The 15007-nt window shown below is 70.3% G+C and carries 15 protein-coding genes and 1 pseudogene; 8 read left to right on the forward strand and 8 right to left on the reverse strand.

The features are described 5' to 3' along the window. Positions 1 to 68: 68 nt before the first annotated feature. On the reverse strand, positions 69 to 293 hold the full coding sequence (locus ACGFSA_RS25390) for a DUF4287 domain-containing protein (RefSeq protein WP_393307888.1): 225 nt from the start codon (positions 291 to 293) through the stop codon (positions 69 to 71). A 100-nt stretch (positions 294 to 393) separates the two neighbouring features. Between ACGFSA_RS25390 and ACGFSA_RS25395 the strand changes: the two genes are divergently transcribed. Continuing rightward, on the forward strand, positions 394 to 711 hold the full coding sequence (locus ACGFSA_RS25395; protein WP_393307890.1) for a hypothetical protein: 318 nt from the start codon (positions 394 to 396) through the stop codon (positions 709 to 711). 73 nt (positions 712 to 784) lie between these two features. Here ACGFSA_RS25395 and ACGFSA_RS25400 read toward each other — a convergent pair whose 3' ends face one another. The 3 genes from ACGFSA_RS25400 to ACGFSA_RS25410 form a co-directional block, all read right to left on the reverse strand. Then, on the reverse strand, positions 785 to 1645 hold the full coding sequence (locus tag ACGFSA_RS25400; protein ID WP_393307892.1) for a hypothetical protein: 861 nt from the start codon (positions 1643 to 1645) through the stop codon (positions 785 to 787). 450 nt (positions 1646 to 2095) lie between these two features. Beyond that, positions 2096 to 3316: an acetyl-CoA C-acetyltransferase gene (locus ACGFSA_RS25405; protein WP_393307894.1), complete on the reverse strand. Its 1221-nt coding sequence runs from the start codon at positions 3314 to 3316 to the stop codon at positions 2096 to 2098. A gap of 340 nt (positions 3317 to 3656) precedes the next feature. Then, positions 3657 to 4793 (reverse strand): SGNH/GDSL hydrolase family protein, encoded by a 1137-nt coding sequence (locus ACGFSA_RS25410; protein WP_393308003.1) that lies wholly within the window; start codon positions 4791 to 4793, stop codon positions 3657 to 3659. Between the two features lie 157 nt (positions 4794 to 4950). On the opposite strand from ACGFSA_RS25410, the gene ACGFSA_RS25415 reads away from it, so the two are divergent. Continuing rightward, the gene (locus ACGFSA_RS25415; RefSeq protein WP_393307896.1) at positions 4951 to 6354 is read left to right on the forward strand and encodes a cystathionine beta-synthase; all 1404 of its coding nucleotides are present in this window, start codon (positions 4951 to 4953) and stop codon (positions 6352 to 6354) included. 298 nt (positions 6355 to 6652) lie between these two features. Next, positions 6653 to 7342 (forward strand): SDR family oxidoreductase, encoded by a 690-nt coding sequence (locus ACGFSA_RS25420; RefSeq protein ID WP_393308005.1) that lies wholly within the window; start codon positions 6653 to 6655, stop codon positions 7340 to 7342. Between the two features lie 30 nt (positions 7343 to 7372). Here ACGFSA_RS25420 and ACGFSA_RS25425 read toward each other — a convergent pair whose 3' ends face one another. Continuing rightward, positions 7373 to 7795, reverse strand: a complete 423-nt coding sequence (locus tag ACGFSA_RS25425) for a hypothetical protein (protein ID WP_393307898.1) — start codon at positions 7793 to 7795, stop codon at positions 7373 to 7375. A 214-nt stretch (positions 7796 to 8009) separates the two neighbouring features. On the opposite strand from ACGFSA_RS25425, the gene ACGFSA_RS25430 reads away from it, so the two are divergent. The 4 genes from ACGFSA_RS25430 to ACGFSA_RS25445 all read left to right on the forward strand — a co-directional run bounded on the left by ACGFSA_RS25430 (position 8010) and on the right by ACGFSA_RS25445 (position 11279). Next, entirely contained in the window at positions 8010 to 9251 is a 1242-nt protein-coding gene (locus tag ACGFSA_RS25430) for an MFS transporter (RefSeq protein WP_393307900.1), read from the forward strand. Positions 9252 to 9561: 310 nt separating this feature from the next. Then, positions 9562 to 9693 (forward strand): hypothetical protein, encoded by a 132-nt coding sequence (locus tag ACGFSA_RS25435; RefSeq protein WP_393307902.1) that lies wholly within the window; start codon positions 9562 to 9564, stop codon positions 9691 to 9693. Next, positions 9690 to 10541: a MurR/RpiR family transcriptional regulator gene (locus ACGFSA_RS25440; protein WP_393307904.1), complete on the forward strand. Its 852-nt coding sequence runs from the start codon at positions 9690 to 9692 to the stop codon at positions 10539 to 10541. Before ACGFSA_RS25435 ends, ACGFSA_RS25440 begins: the two co-directional genes overlap by 4 nt. 150 nt (positions 10542 to 10691) lie before the next feature. Beyond that, complete coding sequence (locus tag ACGFSA_RS25445; protein WP_393307906.1) at positions 10692 to 11279, forward strand: hypothetical protein; 588 nt, start codon at positions 10692 to 10694, stop codon at positions 11277 to 11279. A gap of 16 nt (positions 11280 to 11295) precedes the next feature. Here ACGFSA_RS25445 and ACGFSA_RS25450 read toward each other — a convergent pair whose 3' ends face one another. The 3 genes and pseudogenes from ACGFSA_RS25450 to ACGFSA_RS25460 all read right to left on the reverse strand — a co-directional run bounded on the left by ACGFSA_RS25450 (position 11296) and on the right by ACGFSA_RS25460 (position 13050). Further along, a complete protein-coding gene (locus ACGFSA_RS25450) occupies positions 11296 to 11637 on the reverse strand; it encodes a hypothetical protein (protein ID WP_393308007.1) in 342 nt (113 codons plus the stop codon). 155 nt (positions 11638 to 11792) lie between these two features. After that, on the reverse strand, positions 11793 to 12536 hold the full coding sequence (locus tag ACGFSA_RS25455; protein WP_393307908.1) for a transcriptional regulator: 744 nt from the start codon (positions 12534 to 12536) through the stop codon (positions 11793 to 11795). Positions 12537 to 12622: 86 nt separating this feature from the next. Beyond that, positions 12623 to 13050: pseudogene (locus ACGFSA_RS25460) on the reverse strand (hypothetical protein). Between the two features lie 266 nt (positions 13051 to 13316). On the opposite strand from ACGFSA_RS25460, the gene hutU reads away from it, so the two are divergent. Further along, the gene (gene hutU / locus ACGFSA_RS25465; RefSeq protein ID WP_266984889.1) at positions 13317 to 14975 is read left to right on the forward strand and encodes a urocanate hydratase; all 1659 of its coding nucleotides are present in this window, start codon (positions 13317 to 13319) and stop codon (positions 14973 to 14975) included. Positions 14976 to 15007 lie beyond the last annotated feature (32 nt).

The raw sequence follows: 15007 nt of genomic DNA on the forward strand, positions 1-15007 counted from the left end.
GGTGGAGCCATGAATCCCACCGCAAGACCGCCCGAACCAAGACCATCGAGGACCTCATCGCAGCGTAATCAACCGGCCACCCGACAGGCTCTCAGGTCGTACTCGTGGACGAGCGCCTTCGCGTGTCCGTAGGCGAGGTCGTGTTCGCTCCGCAGCCAGCTGACCTTCTCGTCGAACCGGAGGGCAGGGCCGTCTTCGACGGTGCGGAGCCAGTCGGAGACTTCACGACCGGTGCAGTGAGGGATTCTGGAGAGCAGATTGCGATGGGTCTCTTCGGAGAAGACATGGGTCATCGGCGCCTCCGACGCATTGCGCGTTGCTGGTCCTTCCCGACACCGTGCCTGAGCGTCGGCCCGTTGGCAACCATCACGGGAGGGCGCGTAGGGTCGCGGCATGCTCGATACGACCCCGCTGGTCACCGTCGTGGACCGATTCGCCGACCGGCTGCGCGCCGCCCCGCAGAGCAGGCTGCAGCGCGGAGCGGCCGCCGAAGGACTGGCCACGGCCAGGGAATTGGCCGTACGGGCCCAGCGCATCGAGTCACCGGGCCGCGAGCCCCGCATCATGCCGGACGCGGGGATGTTCGCGGTCGGCGACCAGGTCGCGGTCGCGGGCCGGGACCTGGCGGTGGCATTGGAAAGGGCCCCGTCCGTCGAACTGGACGAGGCCGTGCGATTCGTCGAGGAAGCGACCGCCCGGGCTTTCGCGTAGCGGCCGTCCCGTACGGGAGGTCGTGGCAGCGGCCGACGGGGGCCGCTGCGCGGGAACCGGGGGTTCCCGCGGGTCAGAGCGAGGCGATGACGCGGTCGGCGAGAATGTAGACGTTCTCCTTGCCGCAGGAGAAGGTCAGGGCGTACGCGCCGGAGACACCGGAACCGCCCAGCAGTACCGGGTGCTCACCCGCCAGCAGTGCCCCGGCGAGCCGCTCGGCCGTCTCGCGGTGGCCGGGGGTCATACAGAGCGTGGTGCCGTCGGCGAAGACGTAGACATCGAGCGTGCCGAGCGGGCCGGGGCGTACGTCGGCGAGCTCGGTCCGGCTGTCGGCGAGCTCCTCCAGCCGGCTCACGGTGCGCTCGTGGTCGGTGACGACCGGGGTCTGCACCGGTACGAAGTCGGGGTGCGAGGGGTGACGGCGACGGGCCGCCGCCAGCTCGGGGGAGTCCTCGACGAACTCCACCATCTCCGGAAACTCGGTTGTGTCGGCCGACTCGGCCAGTTCCGTCAGCTCCTCGAGTGCCTCGGTGGCGTCGAGGTCCATCGCCTCAAGGCCCGCGAAGTCCGCCTGGCGCGGCATGAAGAACGGCGCGTCCTCACCGATCCCGGACAGGCCGCCCAGCAGGGACGGGGCGTCCGCGGCGTCGCGCGCCTCCTGGGAGGCCCAGAACGCCCGCGCCTCGGCGAGCTCGCGCTCACGCTCCTCGGCGAGTGCCTCGGCCACGGCCGCACGTATCTCGGCGGCGGGGGCGGCGGTGCTGCGGACCTGCTGGGGCACGGCGGCGGTACGGGCACGGCCGGCAGCCAGCTCCATCCGCAGGGCCATGACCTGCTTGCGCAGCCCGTGAGCAGCGTGCAGAGCAGCACCACCCACGGCCGTGGCAGCGGCGGCGGTCAGCAACAGGGCAAGAGGCATGGCGCTCACTGACATACTCCCGGTTTCAATCGATCCCCCGACTTCCTACATCAGCTTGTCCTCTGCCTGCGCCCGGTGTCAGTGCATTACGTCACGAATTGGACAGGTCTTTGTGCCTGGGGTTTAGCCCTGATGTGGGTGTGACCTGCGGAAATGGCTCTCCCCCAGGAGATAGGTCACATCCTGGGGGAGATTCGGTCACGGTCGGGGCTCGGAACCGGCCGGCTCGCCGGCAAGCAGTTACCAACCCCTACCCTCCGCTGCAGCTCAGCTCAGCCGCTCGAACCCGTGGTCGCGTTCGCTTCGCTTCCACTGCGGGCAGGTGCCGCCTTCGTACCTCAGGCGCCCCCTACCCTCCGCTGCAGCTCAGCTCAGCCGCTCGAACCCGTGGTCGCGTTCGCTTCGCTTGCACTGCGGGCAGGTGCCGCCTTCGTACCTCAGGCGCCCCCTACCCTCCGCTGCAGCTCAGCTCAGCCGCTCGATGACCATCGCCATGCCCTGGCCGCCGCCCACGCACATGGTCTCCAGACCGAACTGCTTGTCGTGGAACTGCAGGCTGTTGATCAGCGTGCCGGTGATCCGGGCGCCGGTCATGCCGAAGGGGTGGCCGACGGCGATGGCGCCACCGTTGACGTTGACCTTCTCCAGCGGCAGGCCGAGGTCGCGGTAGGAGGGGATCACCTGGGCGGCGAACGCCTCGTTGATCTCGGCCAGGTCGATGTCGTCGACGGTGAGGCCGGCACGCTTCAGCGCCTGCTTGCTCGCCTCCACCGGTCCGTACCCCATGATCTCGGGGGAGAGACCGGAGACGCCGGTCGAGACGATCCGGGCCAGCGGGGTCAGACCCAGCTCGCGCGCCTTGGTGTCGGACATGATCACGAGCGCGGCGGCGCCGTCGTTGAGCGGGCAGCAGTTGCCCGCGGTGACCAGGCCGTCGGGGCGGAAGACCGGCTTCAGGCCCTGCACGCCCTCCAGGGTGACGCCCGCGCGCGGGCCGTCGTCCTGCGACACGACGGTGCCGTCGGGGGTCGTCACCGGAGTGATCTCGCGCGCCCAGAAGCCGTTCTTGATGGCTTCCTCGGCGAGGTTCTGCGACCGCACGCCGAACTCGTCCATGTCCTGACGGGTGACACCCTTGAGCCGGGCCAGGTTCTCGGCGGTCTGCCCCATCGCGATGTACGCGTCCGGGACGAGGCCGTCCTCGCGCGGGTCGTGCCAGCCCGCGCCGGTCTCCTCGGCGCGGGCCGCGGTACGGGCCTCGGCCTCGGCGAAGAGCGGGTTGTGCGTGTCCGGCAGGCTGTCCGAGTTCCCCTTCACGAAGCGGGACACCATCTCGACACCGGCGGAGATGAAGACATCGCCCTCGCCGGCCTTGATGGCGTGCAGCGCCATGCGGCTGGTCTGCAGCGAGGACGAGCAGTAGCGGGTGACCGTACAGCCGGGAAGGTGGTCCATGCCCATCCGCACGGCGATGATGCGGCCCAGGTTGTTGCCCTGCTCGCCGCCGGGGAGGCCGCAGCCGAGCATCAGGTCGTCGATGTCCTTCGGGTCCAGCTCGGGGACCTTGGCCAGCGCGGTCTGGATGATCGTGGCGGTCAGGTCGTCCGCCCGCAGGTCCTTCAGCGACCCCTTGAAGGCCCGGCCGATGGGGGAACGGGCAGCAGAGACGATCACGGCTTCGGGCATCACGCGGCTCCATGAGGGCTGGAAGGCTGTCTGACTGTCTGGGCTGAGCAGGACCGAACGGGAGGCCCGGCGGGCTGAGAGCCTGTCGGGCGACCTCTGATCGGGCGGTCACGGCGTGGCACGCACGCTTCCGGCGTTGCCGAAATGCCCTAGTAGCTCCGCTACGAGGCCATCCCGGCGCCTTGGAATCGCACGCACCACGCCGCGTCCGCTCTCCGATCGAAGGTCACCCGACAGGCTCTGAGCAGGGCTCAGTGGGACTGTCTTGGAAGTTACCCGTACGTATCGCCGAGGTCACCCGGCAGGCTGTGTGATGCGGGCCTCTTTTCTAAGCGACCGCTCAGGCGGTCCGGGGCGCGGGGTCCGTGCCCGCGTCCCCGCCTGCGCGAGGGTCCCTGTCCAGTGGCACGTCCGGGCGCTTCCCGTCCGGACGCCGGCCGTCCAGGTGCTGGACCTCCGGAGGCTGGACCTCCGGGTGCCGGCCGTCCAGGTGCTCTGTATCCGAGTGTCGTACAGCCGGCTCCGTGGCCGCGGGCAGACGCCGGCGCCTGCGGTGCTTGAGGAGAGCCCACGGCGCCCGCGCCCCCGTGACCTCCGTACCGGCCTCCCGGGCCGCCTGGGACGCCGCCTTGGCCACCGGCAGCATGTCCTCACGCCGCGACCCGTCGAGACGGTCGGACTCCGGCCACAGGCCCAGCACGGCGCACAGGGTCGGCAGCAGTGCCATCGCCGCCGTCGCGTACCCCTCGGCCGACGGGTGGTAGTTGTCCGGGCCGAACAGCTCGCGCGGATTCGCCTCGAACTCCGGCCCCAGCAGGTCGCCCAGCGACACCGTTCGCCCGCCCTGCTCCACCGAACCGATCGTCTGCGCCGCCGCCAGCTGACGGCTCGCCCGCCGGGCCAGCCAGCGCAGCGGTTGGTAGACCGGCTCGATCGTGCCCAGATCCGGGCAGGTCCCGACGACCACCTCCGCACCCGCCGTACGCAGCCTGCGCACGGCGGTGGTCAGGTACCGCACCGACTGGGTGGCGGGCATCCGGTGCGTCACATCGTTCGCCCCGATCATGATCACGCAGACGTCCGGCGGACGGGATGTGTCGGCCAGCAAGAGCGAGACCTGCCGCTCCAGATCGTCCGACCGGGCTCCCGGCTGCGCGACGTTCCGCAGATCCACCGGGCGCTCGGACACCGCCGCGAGCCCCGAGGCGAGCAGCGCCCCGGGCGTCTGCCCGGCCCTGCGCACCCCCTGGCCGGCCGCGGTCGAGTCACCGAGCAGCCCGAGCCGCAGCGGGTCCGCAGGCCCGGTGAACGCCACCCCGTACCGCCCGTCCGCACTGGGCGGAACCGGCGCGATACCGCCTCCCACGTGCCGCTTCGCCAGCTGGACCTCCGCCAGCAACACGCCTGCCGTCGCCGCGCCGAGCAGTCCGATGCTGCCGCCGCCATAGGCCGCGCCCGCCGCGATCCGCCGTGCCACCCTTGCTCTCGACACAGTCCGGTCCACCTCCTCCTTGCCGTACCCGCCGTACCTACAGCTAACTGCCCCGTAATGACCGTCGGCCAATCGCTTCGCCCAATCTCATGCCCGTACGCATACCCTGGCCGCACCATCTCGGAGACCCCGGAGTAACACGGTGCAATTTCACGATTCGATGATCAGTCTCGTTGGCAATACCCCGCTGGTGAGGCTGCGCAGTGTCACGGCCGGCATCCAGGCGACGGTGCTGGCCAAGGTCGAGTACTTCAACCCCGGCGGTTCGGTGAAGGACCGGATCGCCCTGCGCATGATCGAGGCCGCGGAGGAGAGCGGCGCGCTGAAGCCCGGCGGCACGATCGTCGAGCCGACGAGCGGCAACACGGGCGTCGGCCTGGCGATCGTCGCCCAGCAGAAGGGCTACAAGTGCATCTTCGTCTGCCCGGACAAGGTGTCCACGGACAAGATCAATGTGCTGCGCGCCTACGGTGCGGAGGTCGTCGTCTGCCCGACGGCCGTTGACCCCGAGCACCCGGACTCCTACTACAACGTCTCGGACCGGCTGGTCCGGGAGACGCCGGGTGCCTGGAAGCCCGACCAGTACTCGAACCCGAACAACCCGCGCTCGCACTACGAGACCACCGGTCCCGAGCTGTGGGAGCAGACGGACGGCAAGATCACCCACTTCGTGGCGGGCGTGGGAACCGGTGGCACGATCACCGGCACCGGCCGCTATCTGAAGGAGGTCAGCGGCGGCTCGGTCAAGATCGTCGGCGCGGACCCGGAGGGCTCGGTCTACTCCGGCGGTTCGGGTCGTCCGTACCTGGTCGAGGGCGTCGGCGAGGACTTCTGGCCGACCGCGTACGACCGGACGGTCACGGACGAGATCGTCGCCGTGTCCGACAAGGACTCCTTCCAGATGACCCGGCGGCTCGCCAAGGAGGAGGGGCTGCTCGTCGGCGGCTCCTGCGGCATGGCGGTCGTGGCGGCCCTGGAGATCGCGCAGCGCCTCGGACCGGACGACGTGGTCGTCGTGCTCCTCCCGGACAGCGGCCGCGGCTACCTGAGCAAGATCTTCAACGACGAGTGGATGGCCGACTACGGCTTCCTGGACGGCACGGGTACGTCCGCCCGCGTCGGTGACGTGCTCGACCACAAGGACGGTCCGCTGCCGACGCTCGTCCACATGCACCCGGAGGAGACCGTCGGGGAGGCGATCGACGTCCTGCGCGAGTACGGCGTCTCGCAGATGCCGATCGTGAAGCCGGGCGCCGGCCACCCGGACGTGATGGCCGCCGAGGTCATCGGCTCGGTCGTGGAGCGGGAACTGCTGAACGCACTGTTCGCGCAGCGCGCCTCGCTCACCGACCCGCTGGAGAAGCACATGTCGCCGCCGCTGCCGCAGGTCGGCTCCGGAGAACCGGTCGAGGACCTGATGTCGGTGCTCGGCGGCGCGGGCGGTGCGGACGCGGCGATCGTGCTGGTGGAGGGCAAGCCGAAGGGCGTCGTGAGCAGGCAGGACCTGCTGGCGTTCCTGGCGAAGGACGCGGGCCCGAAGCAGTAGGGAGCGATTCGGGGCTTCGCGAAATCGGTACGAGCACGACACGTACGCGCAGCACCGGCTTAACACGGCTCCGGCACATTGGTGGGTGCCGGCAGGGAATCCCGCCGGCACCCAAGACGGCGACGCGGACTACGGAGCGGCTCCCGGACCTCCACTGTCGCCAGGACGCGCGCACCCGGCCCTGACCCGGACCCGCGTCCCTCGCGGGGACCGCCGTCGTCCCGCCCCCCGGGAAACCGGGGGTGCGGCGGTCCCCGCGACATACCCCTGTACGACCACCAGCGGCCGAGGGCCGCTCATCCGGCGGGCGCGGCCGCCCAGCTCGCCAGCAGCGCGGTCCGCTCCGCAGTCCCGGTATCCGGAAGAGGTGGCCGCCAAGATCACGGCGGAGGGCGGCGAAGCGCTCGTCGTGGCGGCCGACGTCACCGACCAGGAATCCGTCGACGCGGCCGCCGAGCGTGTCCGCACCGCCTACGGCCGGGTCGACCTGGTGGTCAACGCGGCCGGAGTGATGCTGCCGAACCCGGTGGACGAGGGCCGTACCGACGAGTGGCAGCGGATGCTCGACACCAATGTGCCGGGCGCGCTGCGGATCATCCGCGCCTTCACCCCCGACCTGGTCGCGGCCGCCGCCGAGGGCCGCACCGCGGACCTGGTGAACATCTCGTCGATCGGCGCGCACATCGCGTTCCCCAACTACGCCGTGTACGGGGCGACGAAGGCGGCACTCAGCCACCTGTCGGCATCCCTGCGCACGGAGTTCGGCCCGCGAGACGTCCGCGTCACGAACATCGAGCCGGGCCTCACCGAAACGGAGCCGGGCAGCCACATCGACAACGCGGAGCTGTCGGGCCGGCTGGACGGCATGTTCGACGCGCTGGGCTCCCTGTCCGGCGAGGACATCGCCGACCTGGTCGCCTACACCACCAGTCGCCCGCGCCACGTCAACCTGCGCCAGCTGATCGTGCTCCCCACGCGCCAGGCGTAACCGCCGGTCGCTGCGGGCCCGGCCGGCCGCTCAGTCCTCCCAGTCGGACTTCGTGCGATCCTCCGAGCGCCGGAACAACGGCCGGCTACGGGCGGCCTGGGCGACATTCACCCCGACGATCCCCAGCCAGGCCACGACGAGCCCATTGGTCCCGGCGTTCGTGACCCCGATCGCGGACAGCGGGACGGCCAGGATCAATGAGATGACCCCGAACCCGAACCGCTCACCGAAGTTCCCCATCGGCGGCTGCGGTTCCCGGGCCCCCCGGGCGACCACCAGCTGCTGTTCGGCGAGATGCCGCCGCACTCGCCGGTCGAGCGTGACGTCGAGACGCTGGTCGACCTTCTCCAGGAACGAGTCGATGAGCGCGGACTCGTACTCCGGCCCCAGTTCACTGCGGGCCTGCAAGGCGGCATTGAGCTCACTCTTGAGCTCCGGGTCGCGGGCTTCCATGTATCTACGGTACGAAGCGGAGGGGCCCGGGGCAGTGGGGCTAACCCCCCTCTTCGAGAGCGCGTGATTTCCAAGCCGGGGCTGCTGGAGTGCGCTACTGATGCCCTGGGTGTCGTGACTGTCCCGGCCGGCCCCTCGGGCGGCGCCCGGGCTGATATTCCGTCTGGCGCCAGCAAGATCAACCATGCGGCGCCGTTGGGTTCGGGCCGTTACCGTGAGCCCGGTGACCACCTTTGATGACCGCGTACAGACACGCGCAAAGCTGCCTAAGGACTACCTGTTTTGGTTGAGTGGGGCACTCACTTCCCAGCTTGGCGACGCCGCGATGTTCTTCGCGCTCGGGTGGGCGGCCACGGCGCACGGCGGTGGGGCAGCGGGGCTGGTCCTGACTGCCGTGACGCTTCCACGAACGTTGCTGCTCTTGGTGGGCGGGGCGGTTGCTGACCGATTCTCCGCACGGCGCATCCTGATCGTGGGCGACTCGGCGATGCTCGTGATGGCTGTCGTGGTGGCGGTGACGGCATTCTCCCTGGGTTCGCCGCTCTGGCTGCTCCTGGCGGCAGGAGTGGTCATCGGTACGATCGACGCCTTCTATCTGCCGGTGTCGGGTTCGATGCCCAGACGGCTGGTGGGAACGGACGGTCTCGACCGTGCAGTCGGTCTCAATCAGAGCGGCACCCAGCTGATCTCGCTGGTCGGCGGCTCACTCGGCGGTGCGCTCATCGCGGTCGGCGGATTGGGCGCCGCCGCACTGTTCGACGGTCTCACCTTCGTCTTCGCCGTTGTGGTGGTGGTGCTCATCCGCCCGCGCTTCGATGTGGAGAAGTCTCCCGAACGGACAAACATTCTGCGCGAGGCGGCCCAGGGCGTGTCTTTCTCGCTCAGCCACCCGGTGCTTCGCCCCGCGCTGCTCCTCACCGGTGTAGTCGCCGGCTTCGCGATACCCGTCACCTCCCTGCTCGTCCCACTTATCGCGCGTGAGAACGAGTGGGGCGCTCAGGCCGCCGGTTTCGTTCTGGGCGGTCAGGCGCTTGGCGCCCTGGCCGTCGCGCTGACGGTGGCGCGCTGGGGTGCGCTGCGGTATCCGGGGCGCGCCGCCGCGTTGAGCGTCGTACCTATGGCGCTCGGAATCGCCTCGCTCGCTGCCACACACCAGGCATATCTGGCGGTGGCGGCGGCGGTTCTCTTCGGCGCCGGTCTCGGCGTCTTCGTCACCCATCTCGGCCCGCTGATGCTGGGGGCGAGTCCGGAGACCCATCTCTCCAGGGTCCAGGCGGTCATCACTGTGGTGCAGAGTCTCGCGTTGGTGGTCACCATGAATTTTCTGGGCCGACTGGCCGACATCACGGATGCTTTCACTGCGGCGATCGTGTGTGCCGCCGTACTCGCCGCCGCGGGCCTGATGGCGCTGATGTCACCGCGCTTCCTGGGCCTCACACCTGCGGAGCAGGAGTGAACCGGGCCGTTGTGGCGCACCTGCGGCTGCTTCCCGACCACCGCTCGAAGTGCGAGGGGCAGAGGCTCGGCGCACTTGGCCGCGCAGGCGGGCGCCGTTGCGGACGCGCTTGCCGCCGCGGGCGTCTCGGACGGTGACCGCGTGCTGTTGTACGGCCGGCAGTCGGACCTTGCTGTCGTGGGCACTGTCATTTTCGGCGACGGCTCTCATCGACTCCGTGCACGTCCTTCAGGCCGAGCCCCGACTGCATATAGTCATACAGAGTTCTCGTTGACTGAATAGGTTGTCAATGCCTCGGGGTAAAACACTGGTGACAGAAGCCCGCGACCGGCCGCTCGCCGATGATGTGAAGGCGGCGGCCGGGGAGCTGCTCGACCTCTGTACGGACCTGTGGAACACCGATCTCACCAGCACCAGCACCAGCACTAGGGGGACAGCATGAACGGGAGCAGCCCGGCCGCGCGGTTGCAGCAGCTCTTCGAGGGGCACCGGCTCACGCCCACGCAGCGGCGGATCGCGCACTCGATGGTGCGCAGGGCCGGGGACGTCCCGTTCCTCTCGAGTGTGGAGCTGGCCGAGCTCGCCGGGGTCAGCCAGCCCTCCGTCACCCGGTTCGCCGTCGCGCTCGGGTTCGACGGATATCCGGCGCTGCGCAGGTACCTGCGGGAGGTCGCGCCCGGCCCCGTCGAGGGAGGTGCGGGCACCGCCGCCGACACGTACAACGAGTACCAGCAGGCCGTCCGCGCCGAGATCGAGAACCTGCAGCACCTCGCCGAACTCCTCGCCGACCCCACTCCGGTCGAGCGGGCGGGGCGGCTGCTCGCCGCGTCGCGCCCGCTGCCGGTGCTCGGGCTGCGCGCCGCCTCCTCGCAGGCGCGGGGCTTCGGCTACTTCGCCGCCAAGGTCCACCCGGACGTGCGAGTGCTCGACGAGGGCGGCAGCATGCTGCACGACCGGATCGAGGCCGCGCGCCGGGCGGGGGCGAGCGCGCTGGTCTGCTTCGCGCTGCCGCGCCATCCCAAGGAGGTCGTGGACGCGCTCGCGTACGCCCAGGAGCAGGGACTGGCCGTGGTGTCGGTCGCCGATTCGGCGTTCGCCCCGGTGGCCAAACACAGCGACCTGCTGATTCCCGCGGCCGTCGGCACCGGACTCGCCTTCGACACGGCGTGCGCGCCGATGCTGCTGGGGCGGGTGCTGCTGGAGGCAATGTGCGACGACCTGCCGGACGCGCAGGCGCGGCTGGAGGAGTTCGACGCGCGGGCGGCGGCGCGCGGGCTGTTCGTGGAATGAGGGCGTGACGCACGGGATGTGGCTGCCGGGCTGACCGGCCGGGCGGGTGTCCGGTGCTGAGGGAAGTCCGGCCGGTGGTCGGCATTCCTCGCCGATTCTCAGACACCGCTCAGATACGGCCGTTAATCTGCGCCCCGAGAATCAGCATCGATGGCTGTCGAGAGGGGTACGGACGTGGGGCGCGGAGCGCAGTCGCTGGCGAGGGTGGCGGTGATCGTACGGGCCGGAGCCGTACCGCTGTGGTGGTTGGGGCTGCTCGCCGCCGCCGTCGGTGCGCTCGTCCCGGGGCTCACCGGCCGTCGGATCGGACTGCTCGCCGGAGCCGCGCTCTTCCTGATCACCGCGGTTGTGGTGGCGCTCGCGCGCGGGCGCAGGTACGCGGAGCTGGCGAGGGCCGCCACCCGTGCCGGGCGGACGGATTTCCTCCAGGACCGGGCCGTGACCGTACGCAACTGGCGGCGCGGGCACCGGTGGTGGCTGCTGGGCGGGTTTCTCGTGGCGATCGCCGGCGGATTCCTGCTGCCCGGCGCCGGTGGGCTGATGCTTGCGGGTGCGGGGGCCGGCCTCTGGGCCAAGTCCGTCCGGATCGGGCAGCGGGAGCGGAAGGACGACGTCCTGTACTGGGTGCGGACCGACTGGGTGGAGAAGGGGCGGCCCGCGGGCAAGCAGGTCGCGGCGTACCGGACGACCGGGCCGGTGGCGGGCGACGCCGCGCCCGGTGGGACGCGGCGTCGCTGAGGGCGTCCCGCGGAGGTCAGACTTCCAGTTCGGCCTCGATCCGCTTCAGCTGGTGGCGGGCCATCGCCAGGTTGGCGCGGCCGCTGTCCAGTACCAGGCAGAGGAAGAGACCGTTGTTGCCGCGCGCCTTGAGCAGCCGGATCAGGTGGTACTGGGCGCCGAGGGTGATCAGGATGTCCTCGATCTCATCCTTGATGCCGAGATGTTCCATGGTGCGGAGTTTGGCGCGTACGACATCCGTGTTGCCCGCGGCAGCGACCTCCAGGTTGAAGTCCTTGCCGCCGCCGAGGGTGCCCAGCGCCATGCCGCTGGTGTAGCCGACGAGTGCGACACCGAGGGTGCCCTCGATGGACGTCATTGCTTCCTTGAGTGACGCTTCGGTGCTGGCCGCCAGCGCGCCCGCGAGGAGCGGCACCCGGGCCCGTAGCCGCTGGAGTTCGTCCAGGACGCCCTGGACTTCGGCCTCGGGAACCATCGGCTGTCTCCTCCCGGCACGCTGTCTGAGCGCGCGTATCACAGGGCCTCCAATGCGTCTCTGAGCCGGCGCAGCAGGGCGACGTCGGGGTCGTCCGTGACCTTGGGAAGCGTGATCCGGCCGGGAGCGGAGGCGGACGGGGCCGCCGCCTGCCGGACCGCTTCGACCAGTCCGGCGGCCGTGAGCCGCCGAAGGTCGACGAGGATGTGGAACGCCGAGCGGCCCAGGTGCTGGGCGATGTCGGATGCCGTACGTGCTCCGTCCACCAGGTCGAGTACGCGGCGCCGGCGCGACGGGACAGGGGTGTCGACGGGATGGGTCGCCCGGGCGAGCGGGGCGGTGTCGGTCACCGCGTCGGGCCAGATCCGGTCCAACAGTGCCCGGCGCCGGAGCGTCTCGCGCTGAACGGCATCGACGGGGACGGGGCGCACGGGACCGATCCAGTGCGAGACCCCGTAACGGAACCGGGCCGGGGTCCGGGTGGGGGAGAGGGCGAAGAAGGCGGCGTCGTACAGAGCACTCAAGTGGCAGAGCTCCAGTGCGCCGCCGGGTATCCGCCCGCTGTCCACCAGGTAGCGGCCGACCGGCTGCCCGGCGCCTGCCTGGGCGACCGCGTCCCACCACCCGTCGCGGTGCAGGGCGCCGCCCGCGGTGAGCAGGATGTCGAGGCCTGGTGTCGAGGGGCTCTCGGCGTGCACGACCTGGTCGTCGGCGAGGTAGAGCGTGCCGCGGTCGCGCATCAGGGCGCCGGTGGCGCGCTCGGCGGCGAGACGCCGGAGCATGGGGGAGAGGGCGGACGCTGCTCTCACAGGGAAGGTTCTCTCGGGTGAGGTTCTCGCGGGAGGTGTTCTCTCGGGCGCGGTGGCTCTCATGCCAGGATCAGCCGCTCCGCCATCTCGCCCAGCCTCATCCGGGCCAGCGACAGGTTGCCGTCGGAGCGGTCGAGCCACAGATGCAGGAAGACGCTGCTGTCGAAGGCCGTCTCGACGAATCGGATGATGTGGTAGCCGGCGCGGGTGGTGACGATGACGTCTTCCACCGGTGGCGCGGCGCCTGTCGCGGTAACGTCGTTCCCGCCCGGGCCTGTTAAGGGTTCCGGGACGGAGAGGGCGAACACGGGCTGCTCCCCGCCATGCGCGCCACCTCGGCCGTCTCGGCGGCGGTCGCCTCGTGATCGCCGTTGGGCGAGTCGCCGATGGTGCCTAGGGCGAGACCGCTCGTCCAGTCGACCACCGCGGCGCCGCGGGCACCGGGCAGCCTCGTGACTTCGAGCAGGCACTCGTCGATTCCGGGCACGCGGACTCCCTCCCGACCTGACGTGCGGCTGTGACCCCGAGGCTATGCAGCGTGCCCGCCCCAGGTGGGAGTTCTGGCATTTTCCATTGGTACATGCGGAAGGTGATCGGAAACGGTCGGACCCGCTGTCGCCCCTGTCATGTTCTGTCCGCGTTCGGTGTCGCATCCCGTCTTCGGGGCAGGTCTTTCGGGCGCGCCTGTTGACTACAAGTATTCAGAGCAGCAGGATATGAATAGAAGCAACACAGTCGCGAGGAGGCATTGCCATGTCAGGACCCCGCCCCGTACGGGCACCGCGCGGTACCGAACTGAGCGCCCTGGGATGGCAGCAGGAAGCCGCCCTCCGCATGCTGCAGAACAATCTCGACCCCGAGGTCGCCGAACACCCCGACAAGCTCGTCGTCTACGGCGGCACGGGCAAGGCGGCCCGCGACTGGCGTTCGTTCGACGCGATGGTGCGCACGCTGCAGACGCTCAAGCAGGACGAGACGATGCTCGTCCAGTCCGGGCGCCCGGTCGGTGTCATGCAGACCCACGAGTGGGCGCCGCGCGTCCTGATCGCCAACTCCAACCTGGTGGGCGACTGGGCGAACTGGGAGGAGTTCCGCCGCCTGGAGGCGCTCGGACTCACCATGTACGGCCAGATGACGGCCGGGTCGTGGATCTACATCGGTACGCAGGGCATCCTGCAGGGCACGTACGAGACGTTCGCCGCCGTCGCCGCCAAGAAGTTCAACGGGACGCTGGCCGGGACGATCACCCTGACCGCCGGGCTCGGCGGCATGGGCGGCGCCCAGCCGCTCGCCGTGACCATGAACGACGGCGTGGCGATCTGTATCGACTGCGATCCGCGCGCCATCGAGCGCCGCATCGAGCACCGCTACCTCGATGTGCGCGCCGACTCCCTGGAGCACGCGCTCCAGCTCGCCACCGAAGCGCGTGACGCGCGCAAGCCGCTCTCCATCGGGCTGCTCGGCAACGCGGCGGAGCTGCTGCCCCGGATGCTCGCCGAGGGCGCCCCGATCGACATCGTCACCGACCAGACCAGCGCGCACGACCCGCTCGCGTACCTCCCGATCGGCGTCGACTTCGACGACATGGCCTCGTACGCCGCCGAGAAGCCCGCCGACTTCACGCAGCGGGCACGCGAGGCGATGGCCAAGCACGTCGAGGCGATGGTCGGCTTCATGGACGCCGGGGCCGAGGTCTTCGACTACGGCAACTCGATCCGCGGCGAGGCCCAGCTCGCGGGCTACGACCGGGCATTCGACTTCCCCGGGTTCGTCCCCGCGTACATCCGGCCGCTGTTCTGCGAGGGCAAGGGCCCGTTCCGCTGGGCCGCGCTGTCCGGCGAGGCGTCGGACATCCACAAGACCGACAAGGCGATGCTCGAACTCTTCCCGGAGAACGAGTCGCTGCACCGGTGGATCAAGATGGCCGGCGAGCGCGTCCACTTCCAGGGGCTGCCCGCCCGGATCTGCTGGCTCGGCTACGGCGAGCGCGACCGCGCCGGTGAGCGGTTCAACGACATGGTGGCCTCCGGCGAGCTGGCCGCACCGCTGGCGATCGGCCGCGACCACCTGGACTGCGGGTCGGTGGCGTCCCCGTACCGCGAGACCGAGGCGATGCTCGACGGGTCCGACGCGATCGCGGACTGGCCCCTGCTGAACGCCATGGTCAACGTGGCGTCCGGCGCCTCCTGGGTCTCCATCCACCACGGCGGCGGCGTCGGGATGGGGCGCTCCATCCACGCCGGTCAGGTGACCGTGGCCGACGGTACGAAGCTGGCGGGCGAGAAGATCCGCCGGGTGCTGACGAACGACCCGGGAATGGGAGTCATCCGGCACGTCGACGCGGGGTACGACATCGCGGAGTCCGTTGCCGCGGACAAGGGCGTGCGGGTTCCCATGACGGAGGGGCAGTGAGCCTGCCGGGCGGAAGCGGTTTCGTGGGCGCC

It is taken from the genome of Streptomyces sp. NPDC048496, from assembly GCF_043200055.1.
Classification (GTDB): Bacteria; Actinomycetota; Actinomycetes; order Streptomycetales; family Streptomycetaceae; genus Streptomyces.